This is a genomic window from Moraxella nasicaprae (assembly GCF_025643275.1).
Taxonomy (GTDB): Bacteria; Pseudomonadota; Gammaproteobacteria; order Pseudomonadales; family Moraxellaceae; genus Moraxella; species Moraxella nasicaprae.
On record NZ_CP089977.1, the window covers coordinates 198,597 to 214,940 of the forward strand.

The 16,344-nt window shown below is 40.8% G+C and carries 14 protein-coding genes; 1 reads left to right on the forward strand and 13 read right to left on the reverse strand.

The window, feature by feature from the left end:
- Positions 1-53: 53 nt before the first annotated feature.
- The 13 genes from lptB to glnA form a co-directional block, all read right to left on the reverse strand.
- The gene (lptB, locus tag LU297_RS00825; RefSeq protein ID WP_263076532.1) at positions 54-779 is read right to left on the reverse strand and encodes an LPS export ABC transporter ATP-binding protein; all 726 of its coding nucleotides are present in this window, start codon (positions 777-779) and stop codon (positions 54-56) included.
- Positions 780-791: 12 nt separating this feature from the next.
- Positions 792-1,310 carry a lipopolysaccharide transport periplasmic protein LptA gene (lptA, locus tag LU297_RS00830; RefSeq protein WP_263076533.1) on the reverse strand — a complete coding sequence of 173 codons (519 nt, stop codon included), beginning with the start codon at positions 1,308-1,310 and terminating at the stop codon, positions 792-794.
- Positions 1,311-1,331: 21 nt separating this feature from the next.
- Complete coding sequence (gene lptC, locus LU297_RS00835) at positions 1,332-1,907, reverse strand: LPS export ABC transporter periplasmic protein LptC (protein ID WP_263076534.1); 576 nt, start codon at positions 1,905-1,907, stop codon at positions 1,332-1,334.
- Positions 1,908-1,916: 9 nt separating this feature from the next.
- Positions 1,917-2,453: a KdsC family phosphatase gene (locus LU297_RS00840; RefSeq protein ID WP_263076535.1), complete on the reverse strand. Its 537-nt coding sequence runs from the start codon at positions 2,451-2,453 to the stop codon at positions 1,917-1,919.
- Positions 2,454-2,672: 219 nt separating this feature from the next.
- Positions 2,673-3,275: an RNA chaperone Hfq gene (gene hfq, locus LU297_RS00845; RefSeq protein WP_263076536.1), complete on the reverse strand. Its 603-nt coding sequence runs from the start codon at positions 3,273-3,275 to the stop codon at positions 2,673-2,675.
- 45 nt (positions 3,276-3,320) lie between these two features.
- A complete protein-coding gene (gene miaA, locus LU297_RS00850; RefSeq protein WP_263076537.1) occupies positions 3,321-4,436 on the reverse strand; it encodes a tRNA (adenosine(37)-N6)-dimethylallyltransferase MiaA in 1,116 nt (371 codons plus the stop codon).
- A gap of 5 nt (positions 4,437-4,441) precedes the next feature.
- Positions 4,442-4,861, reverse strand: coding sequence for a tRNA (adenosine(37)-N6)-threonylcarbamoyltransferase complex ATPase subunit type 1 TsaE (gene tsaE, locus LU297_RS00855; RefSeq protein ID WP_263076538.1), 420 nt, complete (start codon positions 4,859-4,861; stop codon positions 4,442-4,444).
- Positions 4,858-5,451, reverse strand: coding sequence for a 6-pyruvoyl trahydropterin synthase family protein (locus tag LU297_RS00860; RefSeq protein WP_263076539.1), 594 nt, complete (start codon positions 5,449-5,451; stop codon positions 4,858-4,860). The genes tsaE and LU297_RS00860 overlap by 4 nt, the downstream gene beginning before the upstream one ends.
- 92 nt (positions 5,452-5,543) lie before the next feature.
- Positions 5,544-5,939: a hypothetical protein gene (locus LU297_RS00865; RefSeq protein WP_263076540.1), complete on the reverse strand. Its 396-nt coding sequence runs from the start codon at positions 5,937-5,939 to the stop codon at positions 5,544-5,546.
- A gap of 212 nt (positions 5,940-6,151) precedes the next feature.
- Entirely contained in the window at positions 6,152-7,408 is a 1,257-nt protein-coding gene (locus tag LU297_RS00870) for a saccharopine dehydrogenase family protein (RefSeq protein WP_263076541.1), read from the reverse strand.
- A gap of 223 nt (positions 7,409-7,631) precedes the next feature.
- On the reverse strand, positions 7,632-8,843 hold the full coding sequence (locus tag LU297_RS00875) for a carboxynorspermidine decarboxylase (RefSeq protein ID WP_263076542.1): 1,212 nt from the start codon (positions 8,841-8,843) through the stop codon (positions 7,632-7,634).
- A gap of 73 nt (positions 8,844-8,916) precedes the next feature.
- Complete coding sequence (radA, locus tag LU297_RS00880) at positions 8,917-10,326, reverse strand: DNA repair protein RadA (protein WP_263076543.1); 1,410 nt, start codon at positions 10,324-10,326, stop codon at positions 8,917-8,919.
- A gap of 188 nt (positions 10,327-10,514) precedes the next feature.
- Complete coding sequence (glnA, locus tag LU297_RS00885; RefSeq protein ID WP_285894532.1) at positions 10,515-11,930, reverse strand: type I glutamate--ammonia ligase; 1,416 nt, start codon at positions 11,928-11,930, stop codon at positions 10,515-10,517.
- Positions 11,931-12,505: 575 nt separating this feature from the next.
- On the opposite strand from glnA, the gene cas12a reads away from it, so the two are divergent.
- Positions 12,506-16,300: a type V CRISPR-associated protein Cas12a/Cpf1 gene (gene cas12a, locus LU297_RS00890; RefSeq protein ID WP_263076545.1), complete on the forward strand. Its 3,795-nt coding sequence runs from the start codon at positions 12,506-12,508 to the stop codon at positions 16,298-16,300.
- The last annotated feature ends 44 nt before the right edge of the window (positions 16,301-16,344 follow it).

The window sequence follows — 16,344 nt, forward strand, 5'->3', positions numbered from 1 at the left end:
AGAGTTACAAATTATGCCTGATTGATACCAATACAAAGCATCGCATCAACATGCTAAACCACAAAATCCTTGCCCAAATACACCTTTCTAACCAGTTCATTATTAAGGATTTCGTCACTATCGCCCCAAGCAATAATAGTGCCCTCTGAAACAATGTATGCCTTTTCGCAAATTGACAAAGTTTCTCGCACATTATGGTCGGTAATCAGCACGCCAATTCCACGATGTTTTAATGCGGTAATCACTTCCATAATATCACCCACCGAAATGGGGTCCACGCCAGCAAATGGCTCATCTAATAAGATAAACTTAGGATTAGATGCCAAGCAGCGTGCAATCTCACAGCGACGACGCTCACCGCCTGACACGCTCATGCCCAAAGAGTGTCGTACATGCTCCAAGCTAAACTCTGCCATCAGCTTTTCAAGCTCGGCAAGCTGGGCTTGCTTATCCAAATCTTTGCGAGTTTGCAACACCGCCAAAATATTTTGTTCGATGGTTAATTTACGAAAAATTGATGCTTCCTGAGGCAGATAACCAATCCCACAAGCCGCTCGTTCATGCATGGCTTTTTTGGAAATGTCTTGATTGCCCAGCATGACCTGACCACGATCCATCGGCACAAGCCCAATCACCATATAAAAACTGGTGGTCTTACCTGCACCATTTGGACCCAAAATACCCACGACTTGACCCTGTTCAATCTCAAAAGACACATCTTTGACCACCCAACGCTGTCCATAGCGTTTGCCCAGATGTCGCATACTTAGCGTTGTCATCACGACTCCAAATTAGCGTACGCCACGCTGATTGATTTCGGTATTTGGTGGGAATACCAGCTCAACACGCTGACCGCCACCTGCATTAGCTTCCACATCGCCTAATTTTAGGCTATAACGAATGGTATTACCTGCAAAACTTGAACCCGCTTGCGTCAGCTTGGCATTGCCTGTTAAGGTAACAATGCCTGTCACTGCGTTATAATCGATGCGATTTGCCTGACCCTTTGCCAAACCCTTTTCTTGGCTGACTACTTGTTGCAAAGTGGCAGGACGACCTGTTGCCACGACCGAGTTAATGCTGCGGTTGCTTGGGTTGAGATTGACAGTTAGGTTATCGGCAGCGATTTTTAGCGTGCCTTGCTCAATAGTAACATTGCCAGAATAAGTAGTAACACCTGTTTTTTCAACATAGGTGGCACGGTCAGCCAATAAGCGAATTGGCTGATTAGCATCAGACGGTAATGCTGAGGCAATCAATGGCATGCCAGCCAAGCAAATTAGGCAAAATAATTTATTAAAATTTTTCATTTCAATATCCAGTATTACTTATCAAAATAAAGATTTATCTTCTCGTTTTGGGGCATTAAACAGCACTTCGATGCGTTCAAAAGTATATTCGCCAGTCGCCAAATTTGCCGAAAAACCAGCCGCCTTAAATCTATCTTTGCCTTGCACCACTGTTAAGGGCTCTTGACTGCTGACGGTGCGTTGTTTGGTGTTGGCAGTTAATTGACGACCCTGAATGGTCAAGGCTGCTTTTTGGGAAGTGGCTTCACGCTGCATCGTAAAACCATTGGATAGATATAGCTCGCCAGTTTCTTGATTCATTTGAGCTTTGTCGGCAGTCAAGATAAAACTTTCGCCCTGAGGTGGTTGCCAACGCACCGTTGCTCCACGCATTTCATCTTCGCCAGCATCATTTTTGACCAAAGAATCAGCCGTGACCGTGTATTCAGTTTGACCAGTTTCAGGATTGGTTTGCACCGCTTGAATCTGAGTAACCTCATAACTGGCTGTGGGTTTTTCGGGCAAGGCAGGCTTGATTGGCTCTTCTTGTTTGGAATAAAACCAAGCCGCCAATGCCAGTGCTGTTACGGCAAGAACCGCCAAAATACGAACATTCATCTTAGTCACTCAGCCAAAGGTTGCAACCAAGTCGTCAAATTTACCCTGAGCCTGCAAAATCAGCTCGCAAATTTCACGCACCGCACCACGACCGCCTGTCTTAGTGGTCACAAAATCCGCCACCGCTTGCGTCTGCACACAGCCATTTGGCACACTCACGCCAAGTCCAGCCTCACGCACCGCTTTTAGGTCGGGCAAGTCATCTCCCATATAGGCACACTCTGACAACGATAGACCAAGTTTGTCTGCCAAAGTTTGCAAGGCAACAAACTTATCATCACGCCCTTGAATCAGATGAGCAACACCCAATTCTTTGGCACGGCGTTCCACCATGGGCGAGGTGCGACCTGTAATGATAGCAAGTGTCACGCCTGCTTGTCGCAATAGCTGTAAACCCAATCCATCTTGCACAAAAAATGCCTTAGTCTCAACACCGTTCGCATCATAGATGATTTGCCCATCGGATAAAATACCGTCCACATCCATGGCAAATAGCTTAATCTTGGCTGCTTTTTGATAAATCGCTTCGCTATGTTGTATGCTCATACTCGTTTCTGTCATTGGTTGATTGGCGGTCAAATCGCTTTTATCATCGGTTTGGCGTCATATCATAGCACATTTACCATCAAAATAAGATGAAAAATCCACCATGATAACCAAATTTTACATTTTAGGTAAGATTGACCAAAATGATTCATACAACAAACACGCCAAATAATAAAAAAACCTGTCCAATCGGCAGGTTTTTTATGAATCAGGCTGATATCAGACTTCGTAATCATCATCGCCAAATTTGACATCGGTTTTTTGTTCAAATTTGTTATCAAAACCCGAACGATTAAATCCACGAGTGTCATTAGATTCAAACGATTTGCCATCAAAGCCACGCTCTTCGTAGCCTGCACGGTCAAAGCCTTGACGCTCAAAACCTGTATTGATGGCTGATGGATAGCCAGTTGGGCGGTCAAAACCTTGACGCTCAAAACCGCCAGAATGTTGTGGCGTGCGAGTAAATCCACCCGCTGGACGAGTATTTGGAAAACCGCCTGCACGGTCAAATCCTGCATTGCGGTCAAAGCCACCGCCTTGATAAGTACCACTGCTCATCACACCAACATTTGGCGACTGATAACCTGACTGACCTGCACTTGGAGAATCGGTTCTTGGGTTACGAGTTGGGACTACGGTTGAAATGGCGTGCTTATACACCATTTGGCTAACAGTATTTTTTAGCAAAACGACATATTGGTCAAAAGACTCAATTTGACCTTGTAGCTTAATGCCATTGACCAAAAAAATAGAAACAGGGATACGGTCTTTACGCAAAGCGTTCAAAAATGGATCTTGTAGGGATTGTCCTTTTGACATGAGATTCTCCAAATATCATTCGATATGCAACACCAACAAGTCTGGCTAGACTTGTAATAATTGCTTTTCTACTTCTTTTATGCTATCAAATAAATCTATCGTCAGATTATTTATTGTTGGCTTGTTTATATCGGCAAGCTGTCTTAGCCAAGTATATTGGCGTTTTGCCAGTTGCCTTGTTGCATATAATGCCCTATTTTTCATGTCTTGGCAAGCCAAATCAACCGATTGAGGGCTGATTTTGGTGATTTTTTTTGCAAAAATCTCAGTATGATTATCGTGATTTGTTAAAATATGATGTTTGTCAAATGATGATTGATTTTGTAAATTATCTTGGATAAAGTGTTGCACGCTTTCATGATGAATCGCCAACAAATAATCCAACACTTGACGATAACCAACGCAACGCATCGATGGCAAATCTGGGGTCAATGTTGGGTATTTTTTTAGCAGTTCAATGACTTCTTCAACAAAACCACCCTTCCACATCATTTGCAATCGTTGGGCGATGCGTTCATGCAACCACACTCTGTCAGGCAATACACACAATCCATACCATTGCCATTTTGCATCATGGCTGATGGCAGTTTTGGGTGTCTGCTGCCAACTGCTCAAAGAACGACCTGTTTGTAGATGCACCTCCACCGCACGAGTAATACGCTGAGTGTCATTCACGCCAAATTTTTGGCAAAAAATCGGGTCATGCTGCTGCAAATACTCGTACAACGCAGCATTGCCTGCATCATCACGCCACGCACGCACCTGTTCACGCACCTGTTCATTGGTTTGCGGTACAGCAGAAATCCCATCAAGTAACGCCATGTAGTACATCATCGTACCACCAACCAGCAAAGGAATTTTGCCATTTTGATGAGTTTTTTCAATCAACTGCTTGGTATCGTGGACAAAATTGGCGACACTGTATGTCTGTGTGGGCAGAATAATATCCACCAAATGATGCGGATAAGAAATCAGCTCATCACTGGTGGGTTTGGCAGTACCAATATTCATGTCTTGATAAATCAAGGCAGAATCCACCGAAATCAGCTCAAAACGACCTGTATCATACAACCGAAATGCCAAATCTGTCTTGCCACTGGCGGTTGGCGACATTAGACAAACAACAGCATTATCTGGCAGGTTTTTATAAAATAGCGACATTAGGGCTACCCTTTTGTCAGGCGAATCTGACGACTGTCGTCATCAAGTCTATCGATGTGTATCAGCCAATCAGGCTTTGGCAAAATACCATCAGCACGGCTTGCCCACTCAATGATGACCAGTGCATTTGGCTCATCAAAATACTCAAAAAAACCAATAAAATCAAGCTCTTCTGGGTCATTTAGACGATAAAGGTCAGCATGATACACAGACTTGCCATCAATACAATATGGCTCAACCAGCGTATAAGTGGGGCTTTTTACCGCACCTGTATGCCCAAGTGCCAACAATAAATAGCGTGTAAAAGTTGTCTTACCCGCCCCCAAGTCGCCAGACAGCCAAATGCTACCCGTTGGATTTTGATGAGCAAAATGCTGAGCAAATCGCTTGGTGTCTTCTTCGTTGCGTAATATCTGCTGCATCATTTGACCTGCAAATCCACCACAGGATTATAAAATTTCTCGCCATTTTTTAGTTTGTCAAACAACAATGGGTCGCCCCATTCTGCCTTAACCTGCTCACTAAATTCAAAGTCATTCAAATCAAGCAAGCCCATTTTGGGGTTATCAATATCATGTGCAAAACATTGTGCGTAACCTGTGGCAGTCTCATGTACGATGACCGAATACACACTGATGTCTTGTTCGCCATTTTGCATCACAGTTTGTTTTAGGATATGACTTACCCAAAAAAATATCACACGGCTAAACTGCTCTGCTGATGGCGACACGGGTAAACTGACCCATCTGGCACTAAAATCTTTGCAAGCCTGAATGTAGTCTGGATTGTCTTTATCCCAAAAGGTGATGGCATGGTCAAAACTATCAATGATGTCCTTGATATGCCCTTTTAGCAATCCAAAATCATAGACCATCTGCCCATGATCAAGGGCATCAGCAGCCAAAATTAGCTCAACCTGATAACTATGCCCATGAATTGAGCGTTTGCATCGGTCAGAACTGCAATTTCGCACGACATGAGCATTTTCAAATTTAAATAACTTACGGATATGCATAGCATTGCCTTGATTGTTTTATTATTTAAAAGGCATTATAGCAAAAATTGTGAATTTTTAAAATGCACCATCATACACTGATTGACAAATCATCAGTTTTGGCAGGATTTTTGAACAATGACATCAATCCAAGTGTTTGGCACCACAGGTCTGTACTTAACCAACATACCAGTATTAACTGCCAACATACGACCACTGCTATCATATTGAGTCATGCTCTTGATACCAACTGTTCTAGAATCGCAGTCAATATGCCAATTATCCAATCGATACCCACCCTGCCCCATGTCGCTTGCGGCTAAGTTTTCAACCACTTCATTTTTTACCCAAACAGATTTTACATAGCGTCCACTATCATAAACCCCCTTGGTTTGTTCATCAAGTATGCTCATGGAATAGCCGCTTAGACCGTCATAGCCAAGCTTGATTTCAGCAACCACCTGCTGACTTAGCCCAGCAAATAACAAACCTAGTAGTAATTTTTTCATAGGACAATCCTTAATTTTCACAATAAACTGTGGGTGTATTCTACATGATATACTGCCCATTTGTCATCGCTTGATAGCACGCCTTTACGCTTAGTTTTGTATGTGTTTTTCAACAAATGTTTAGTTATTGTAACAATATAGCAACTCTTGTTTGACTAACTCATAAAAAACACGCCCAATATTGAGCGTGCTTTTTTATGAATTTTGATGGTTTATAGGCTAAATTCAAGCAGTCTATCGCCCTCTTTGTCTTGAATGCGAGTAGGCAGACCCATTTGATTAAGCAGGTTAATAAATGGTCTGGCATCAAGCTCTTCGACATTGACCATTGTGCCAGCATTCCATTCGCCTGTGGCAATCAAAATCGCTGCGGCAACTGGTGGCACGCCTGCGGTATAAGAAATGCCCTGCGACCCAACTTCTTCATAAGCCTCTTTGTGGTCAGCAATGTTATAGATAAAAATCTCTTCATCATTGCCATCTTTTTTGCCTTTGACTTTATTGCCAATGCAAGTCTTGCCTGTATAATTAGGAGCAAGGCTTGATGGGTCTGGCAATACCGCTTTAACCACTTTGAGGGGCACTACTTCCAAACCCTCGGCGGTCTTGATGGGCTGTTCTGATAATAAGCCTAAGTTTTTTAGCACCCCAAACACATTCATGTAATGCTCGCCAAAACCCATCCAAAAACGAATGTTTGGCACATTTAGATTTTTATGAAGTGAATGCAGTTCGTCATGACCTGATAAATAGCTATTTTGTACACCAACCACTGGCAAATCATCGGTGCGTTTGACCTCAAACATCTGATTGGTCTGCCAAGCGTTGTTTTGCCAAGAATACACCACGCCTGTAAATTCCCTAAAATTAATTTCTGGGTCAAAATTTGTGGCAAAATACTTGCCGTGACTACCTGCATTGATGTCAATGATGTCAATATCAGTGACGGTATCTTGGTCAAAATACGCCACACCCAAACGAGCATACGCATTCACCACACCAGGGTCAAAACCCACACCCAAAATGGCGGTCACACCAGCTTTGGCAAAGGCCTCTTTTTTCTTCCATTCATAGTTGGCATACCAAGGTGGTGCTTCACAAATCTTGGCAGGATCCTCATAGATGGCGGTATCTAGATAGTGCGTTTTGGTTTCAAGACAGGCGTCCATCACGCTCATATTCACAAATGGCGAACCAACATTGATGACAATATGAGCATCAATCTGACGAATCAATGCCACCACCGCCTGAGTGTCTAGGGCATCTAGGGCGTGAGTATGTAGTACCGCCTCGTGTTTAAAACTACCCTTGTCAGCAACACTTTGGGCAATGGCATCGCATTTGGCTTTGGTGCGTGATGCCAAGTGAATCTGACCAAAGACATCGTTTGCCATCGCACATTTATGTGCCACGACTTGTGCCACACCACCTGCACCAATAATCAATACATTTTTTGCTTGTTTTGTCATACAAATCCTCCTTTGTGCTTGTTTGCCAAGCATCATTACTCAGTCAAACAGCAAACCACCAAAAAAACACCTGCGTAAGCTAAAAGGAAGACTTGCAGCAGCAAAGCCTACGCACCCAAAATCTTGACCGCACTGGTCATCATCGGTCAAGCACAAACCAACCATGATAGAATTTATTGTGATTTTTTTCAACCAAAATTTATCAAAAACAATGATTTATCCATTAAGATAAACTGTTTTTGTAGTCTTCATAGCCAAATTGTTTTTGTACCACAATCTCGCCATTTTCACGAATAATCACAATGGCAGGCATATCCACCCCATTAAACCAGTTTTTCTTGACCATCGTATAAGGTGCAGCATTGGCAAAAGCCACTTTATCGCCAATATTTAGAGGTTTGTCCAGTAAATAATCGCCAAAGATGTCGCCTGCCAAGCACGATTTGCCATAGATTCGCACCGCCACATCATCGGCAGTTTCTCCATCAAAATCCCCACCAGCAAGCTCATAAGCCGTCTCATTGACAAAAGATAATGGTGCAGATTGACGATAAATCAGCAAATCAAGCATGTGTGCCTCAATGGACGCATCGACCACCGCCAAAGGCTTGCCGTTATGCAAAGTATCCAAAACACTGGTAACCAAGACTGCCGTATGATGCACGCTCACTTCGCCTGGTTCAAGATATACCTGTACATCATACTCGTTGGCAAATTGTTTTAGCCTATCAGCAAATGCCTTGACAGGATAATTGGGGTCAATAAAATGGATACCCCCACCAAAACTAATCCAATCCAGCTGATGGAACAGCTTACCAAAACGCTCTTCAATGTCATCAAGACTTTGGCAAAATGCATCAAAATCTGTATTTTCGCAATTATTATGAATCATCACACCAGTGATTTTATCCGCCACTGCCATGATGGCATCAACATCATGCTCGCCCAGTCGGCTAAATGGTCTGGCTGGGTCGGCAATGATGAATGATGAATTGCTGGTTTGTGGATTTAGGCGTAATCCTACTGGGATATTCTTGGCAATCGCTTTATCGGCAAACTGTGCCAACTGATTAAAAGAATTAAAAATAATTTTATCGCTATACTGCAAAACTTCATCAATCTCATCACGACTGTATGCCACGCTGTATGCGTGCGTTTCTCCGCCAAAACACTCTTTGCCCAGTCGCACTTCTTTTAGTGATGATGAGGTCGTGCCATGCAGATAAGGCTTCATCGCCCCAAAGACACCCCAAGTGGCAAAACATTTGAGTGCCAATAATGCTTTTGCACCTGATTGCTGGCAGACTTGATCGATGAGCTGCATATTTTGAACAATCGCTCTTTCATCAATCAAATAAAATGGTGTCGGTAAAGCATTGACCTTCTGTCTTTGCTCATCAGTTAGGTTTGCCAAAAAATCTCTATGAAAATTCATCACAATATCCCATCGTTGTATCATGTCATTGACATGATGATTTTAACAAAAAGTTCAAATTGTTGCACGCCCATCACTCAATCTCAAAAGCCTTACTAATGGCATTGTCCAATCGCTCTACGGCATAAATCTGTATGCCTTTAAATTGTTCGTTATCGTCCTTTGGAGCATTGGCAACAGGAATGATGGCGTGGGTAAAGCCATGTTTCATCGCCTCTTTTAGGCGTTCTTGACCGTTTGGTACAGGGCGTATTTCGCCAGACAAACCCACTTCGCCAAACACACAAAGCCTTGATGGGAGCGGTTTTTCTTTGATACTAGACGCACACGCCAAAAGCACCGCTAAATCAGAGCCTGTCTCCATCACCTTGACCCCGCCCACGACATTGACATAGACATCTTGTCCGCTAGTGTGAATACCCCCGTGGCGGTGCATTACCGCAAGGAGCATTGATAGGCGTTGATAATCAAGCCCCAAAGCCATTCGCCTTGGCTGACCTTGCGAGTCGTCCACAAGGGCTTGCACCTCCACCAAAAGCGGACGAGTCCCCTCACGGCTAACCATCACCACCGAGCCTGCAATCGGCTTATCATAACGGCTTAAAAAAATGGCGGACGGATTGGCAACTTCCTTTAAGCCTGTATCAGTCATTCCAAAAATCCCAAGCTCATTGACCGCCCCAAAACGGTTTTTGACCGCCCGAATCATTCTAAAACGGCTATCTGACTCGCCCTCAAAATACAGCACCGTATCCACCATATGTTCAAGCACCCTAGGACCTGCCAAAGCCCCTTCTTTGGTTACATGTCCGACCAAAAATAGAGCCGTGCCTGTTTGTTTGGCATAACGGGTCAAAATCGCCGCCGTTTCACGAATTTGAGCCACGCCCCCAGGAGCGGATTGTATCATTTCGGTAAACAAAGTTTGAATAGAGTCAATAACCGCCACCGCAGGTTGTTCAGCGGTGAGTGCCTGACAGATGGTTTCTACATTGGTTTCCGCCAAAACACGCAAACGGTCGGTCGGCAGTCCCAAACGCACCGCACGCATTGCCACTTGCGACAAGCTCTCTTCGCCTGTGATATAAAGGGCAGAACCTGAGAGTGACTGCCTGCCTGCCATAAAAATAGCGGTTTGGAGCAAAATGGTGGATTTGCCAATGCCAGGGTCGCCACCAATCAAGACCACCGAACCTGCCACAAGCCCCCCGCCAAGCACACGGTCAAACTCGCCAATGCCTGTGGGCATACGGGTTTCTAGCGAAAAACCGACATTGTTTAGGGTCATTACGCCACTGGTCGCCCCTGCATAGTTACCTGTACGGGGGGTGGGCTTAGTGCTTTTGACTTTGCTGTGGTGGGGCAAGGCGACATTGACACTTTCTACCAAAGTGTTCCACTCGCCACAATCGGCACATTGCCCTGCCCATTTGCCATAATTGGCACCGCAAGATTGGCAGACATAGGAGGATTTCTTGGACATAATAATTCATCGTTTGATTGATATTAACCACCAAATTGTAACACTTTTGGCAAAAAATAACGATGATAAATTCATCATCGCAGTCATTAACTTGCCCAAAGAGAAAATTTTAACACCAGTTGTCGGCACACCACCAAAAAAATCAGGGCAAAAGCCCTGATTTTGTGATGCTTATAATGAACAGCTGATTAGCAGCGATAGTACAAATCAAACTCCAATGGATGCACCGCCTCGTTCATTTTTTGTACTTCTTGCATTTTTAGCTCGATGTAAGCATCAATCATCTCTTTACTAAATACATCGCCTTTTAGCAAGAAAGCATGGTCTTCTTTTAGTGCGTTTAGTGCCACTTCCAGATTTTCAGCAACGGTTGGAATTAGTGCCTCTTCTTCTGGTGGCAGGTCGTACAGGTTCTTATCTGCCGCCTCGCCTGGATTGATTTTATTTTCAATACCATCAATGCCAGCCATTAACAAGGCTGCAAAACACAGATAAGGGTTTGCCGCAGGGTCAGGGAAACGCACTTCGATACGCACCGCCTTAGGGCTAGACACATGCGGAATGCGAATTGATGCCGAGCGGTTGGACGCAGAATACGCAAGTTTAATCGGTGCTTCAAAATGCGGTACCAAACGCTTGTAGCTGTTGGTTGTCGGATTGGTGATGGCGTTCAACGCTCTGGCATGCTTAATCACACCACCAATGAAATACAGTGCTGTGGTTGAAAGTCCTGCATACTCATCGCCAGAAAAAGTATTCACACCATCTTTTGAAATGGAAATATGCACATGCATACCAGAACCATTATCGCCCACCATTGGCTTAGGCATAAAGGTGGCTGTCTTACCAAATTGGTTGGCAACATTTTGCACCACATATTTAAACTGTTGAACTTCGTCCGCTTTTTTAACCAAAGTATTAAACGATACGCCAATCTCCAACTGACCTGACGCCACCTCGTGATGATGCACTTCTACTCTGCCCTCGCCCATCACATCTTCGATGCGTTCACACATGACTGCACGCATGTCGTGATAATGGTCAATCGGTGCGGTTACCGCATAAGCACCCTTGACATGCGGACGCTGAGCATTGTTGCCCCACGCATAATCCTTATCGGTCGACCAAGCAGCCGCTTCTGAAATAATGGTGCTTCTAGCACCTGATTGGTCAATCGACCATTTTACTTCATCAAAGACAAAAAATTCAGGCTCTGGCCCAAAAAAAGCCGTGTCGCCAATGCCTGTTGATTTTAGATAGGTTTCGGCACGACGAGCGATTGAACGAGGGTCTTTGCCATAGCCTTGCAAAGTTTCTGGCTCAATGATGTCGCACGCCACCACCACAGTTGGTGCTTCATAAAATGGGTCAAGATATGCCGTCTGTGGGTCTGGACGCAAAATCATGTCAGACGCCTCCACACCTTTCCAGCCAGCCACGCTTGAAGCGTCAAACATTTTGCCGTCTTCTAGCGTATCCTCATCAACACTACTCGCTGGAAAAGTTAGGTGCATTTCTTTGCCGTGCGTGTCCGTAAAACGAAAATCCACCCATTTTGCACCTGATGATTCAATCAAATCAAACAACTTATTTGACATATCTATTCTCCATTAAAAGCCACAACCACCCCATAGGCGGTTAGATTATTCTTTGGCTTATATCATACGCTAATTTTGTGCATTCGTAAAGTCTTATCATAATAAAAACTTATTAAATCATAGGAATTATTTATAAATAAAATTTTAGGCGTTATGTTCACAAGCCATCAATGGTACAATGACATAAATATCATAATATATTGATTTTATTATAAAAATTCTTATTTTATCAATATCATATTAATAATATTATAAAATAAAATGTTAATAAAAATATCAATAGGTTATTTTTATCATATAAAATTATTATATCATAAAAAAATATGATAAAAATCTGCCAATTTCTTAAAGCCTGATAGCAGCTTATTTGACATACACCCCCTTGTTAAACCATCAGAATAAATACGACTACTCATACTACCTATGGTTGCAAATACATCACGCCTCCAGATTTGTTATTTTGCGACGGCAAGGCCTTGCCATAAAGTCACTGGTAATCATACAGTAAATTGGTAAAGTCTGTTTTTTTATTATATAATTTGTATCTCATTTCTATGTTTTTATCAATCAAAGGATTGTCTATGCTATTTGCAAACTTCACTAAGCAATACCCACTTTCCAAAACCTTGCGTTTTGAGTTAAAACCAATTGGCAAAACCTTAGGGCACATTCAAGCCAAAAACTTTTTGGAGAAAGATGCAACCCTTGCCGAAAATTATCAAAAAATCAAACCGATTCTTGATGATTATCATCGTGATTTTATAGAGCAGGCATTAAATGATGTGGCGTTGTTGGCGTTGGCAGATTTTCAAAGCCACTATTTAGCACTCAAACAAAATAAAAATGATGATAAGCTGCGTAAAGCCTTAGAAAAATCACAAGAGCAATTACGCAAAGCCATTGTCAAACAATTTAAAAAAGATGAACAAACCAAAGCCTTATTTGAAAGTTTATTCGCCAAAGAATTGTTTGGTAATCACAAAGAATACGGAAATTTGGTTAAATGGATTATCCAAAAAGAAGGTGAAAACTCGCCAAACATCGCCCTTGTGCAACAGTTTATTGGTTTTACGACTTATTTTACAGGTTTTTATGAAAACCGTAAAAATCTTTATAGTGATGAAGCCAAGCATACTGCCATCGTTTATCGCTTAATTCACGAGAATTTACCAAGATTTGTGGATAATATTCAGATTTTAAGTCAAATTAAAGATAAATATGATGATTTATATCAACAACTTAAGCAATTAGATAGTCAAATCACTACTTATTTCGATGATTTTAAGATTGATGATTTGTTGGATATTGATTTTTATAGTCGGCTTTTAACCCAATCTAGTATTACCGCTTATAATGCCTTATTGGGTGGAAAGGTTTTGGATAATGGTACAAAGTTGCAAGGTATCAATGAACTGATTAACCTATTCAACCAAAAGCATAAAACCAAAATCGCCAAATTAAAATCATTACATAAACAAATATTAAGTGACAAACAAAGTCTATCGTTTTTACCGCCAAAATTTAATGATGACAATGCAGTTTGTGTTGCGATTAAAGATTTTTATTATGGTTATCATGACAGTTTTGCCAAGGTTGCCACTTTATTAAATGACATTCAAAAATATGATTTAAACGGTATCTATATTCATCACGGACAATTAACCCATATTTCTCATACTTTATATGGAAATTTCAATTTTATTAATAATGCTTTGGTGGAATATTATGCCAATGTTATGAATACTGAATTTAATAGCAAACTTGCCAAAGCCAAAAAAGACAGTGCCAAAGAAAAATTACTCAAAGAGCGAGATAAATTCATCAAATCCGAGCATAGTATTGCCGTTTTGGAGCAAGCATTAACCCAATATTGTCAAAATAAAGATGATATTGCATTTATTTCTATTGCCGATTATTTTGCAGAATGTGCCACTTGGCTTGACGATAAAAAATTATCAATCATCAAAGACATTGATAATAAATTTAGCACTATTAAAGGCTTTGTAGAAAAAGACTATCCAAAAGGCGAATGTAGTTTTTATAAACATAAAAAATCCCAAGACATCATCAATCTAAAATTATTTTTAGATAGCGTAATGACATTGGTGCATTTTATTAAACCATTGGCGGTTACTGCTGATGGATTAAATGAAGACAAATCTTTTTATGGTGAATTTACACCTTTGTATGATGATTTAAAACAGTTTACTTCACTTTACAATAAAGTGCGTGATTATATTTCGCAAAAAGCCTTTAATACTGAGAAATATAAGCTCAATTTTGATAATGCCACTTTATTAAATGGCTGGGATTTAAATAAAGAAAAAGATAATTTTGGCATTATCTTACAGAAAAATGGCAATTATTATTTGGCAATTTTGGATAAAGACCATAAAAAAGTCTTTGAACAAGCACCTGTTGCAACCAGCCAAGATGTTTATCAAAAAATGCTGTATAAACTGTTACCCGGTCCAAACAAAATGCTTCCAAAAGTATTTTTTGCCGATAGCAATATTGACTATTATGCACCGCCAAAAGAGCTTTTGGAAAAATATAAATTAGGTACACATAAAAAAGGTGATTTGTTTAATTTGGCAGATTGTCATCGCTTGATTGATTTCTTTAAAGCCAGTATTAACAAGCACCCTGAATGGAAGGAATTTGGCTTTGTGTTTTCTGATACCAGTACTTATCAGGATTTGAGTGATTTTTATAGAGAAGTTGAACCACAAGGTTATAAAGTGCGTTTTGTGGATATTGACAGCAGTTATATTGATGACTTGGTGGAGCAAGGCAAATTATATCTGTTCCAAATTTACAATAAAGATTTTTCTACAAAATCTTATGGCAAGAAAAACCTGCATACTTTGTATTTTCAAGCGTTATTTAGCCCTGAAAACTTGCAAAATGTCGTTTATAAATTAAATGGCGAAGCGGAAATTTTTTATCGCAGGGCGTCATTAAATCTTGATGATGTGGCAAAACACCCTGCTGGCGAAGTGTTAAAGATGAAAAATCCAAACAATCGCAATCAAAATAAAATCGCCACGCATACCATTATTAAAGATAAACGCTACACTGAAGATAAGTTTTTATTACATATTCCAATTACGATGAATTTTGGCGTAAATGCAACTGGTTTTAAAGAATTTAATAAAAATGTCAATCAAACATTAAAATCAAGCAAAGATGACATTCATATCATCGGAATTGACCGTGGCGAACGCCATTTGTTATATGTTAGTGTAATTAACCAAAAAGGCGAAATTATTGAACAAAAATCCCTAAATGAAATCATCAATATTGGGCATAATGGCGATGAGCTTAGCGTTAATTATCACACCATTTTGGATAATAAAGAAAAAGCACGTGCCGATGCCCGTGTAAACTGGGGTGAAATTGAAAATATCAAAGAAATCAAGCAAGGCTATTTAAGCCAAGTGGTGCATTATATTAGCCAGTTGATGCTAAAATATAATGCCATCATCGTGCTTGAAGATTTGAATTTTGGCTTTAAGCGTGGACGATTTAAGGTTGAAAAACAAGTTTATCAAAACTTTGAAAATGCCTTGATTAAAAAACTTAATTATTTGGTATTAAAAGGCAAAAATGCCGATGAATTGGGCGGTGTGCGAAATGCATTGCAATTAACCAATAGTTTTGGCGATATTAAAGAAATTGGCAAACAAACAGGCTTTTTATTTTATGTACCTGCGTGGAATACCAGTAAAATTGACCCAACGACTGGCTTTGTGGATTTATTAAAACCGCGTTATGAGAGTGTGGAAAAGTCCATTGAATTTTTCAAAAAGTTTAGTGCCATTCGTTATAATGCCAAAGCGGATTATTTTGAATTTGAGATTGATTATAATCAGTTTGGTAATAAACAGGTTGGCACACAAACGCATTGGACGATTTGCTCTTATGGCGATGTGCGTTATGCTTATAATCCAAGTGATAAATCCACCCAGACAATCAATGTTAATCAAGCATTAAAAGATTTATTTAAAGCGTGCGATATTGATTATCAATCTGGCAATGATTTAATTAATGCTATTTGTCAAAATAATAGCAAAAAATTACACAGCGGATTATGTTATCTTTTAAAAGTATTATTAGCATTACGATATAGCAATGCTCAAACTGGCGATGATTTTATTTTATCACCTGTAATGAATGAAAATGGCGAGTTTTTTGACAGTCGTAAAGCAGATAAAACCCTACCAAATGATGCCGATGCCAATGGGGCATATCATATCGCCTTAAAAGGATTATGGGTATTGCATCAGATTAAAGCAAGTGATGATTTGGATAAATTAAAACTGGCGATTAGCAATCAAGAATGGCTAGAATTTACGCAAAGTCGTAATAAATAAGTAGTCAGGCTCAATTTGTTATCAGATTGAGCCTGATTTTTTTG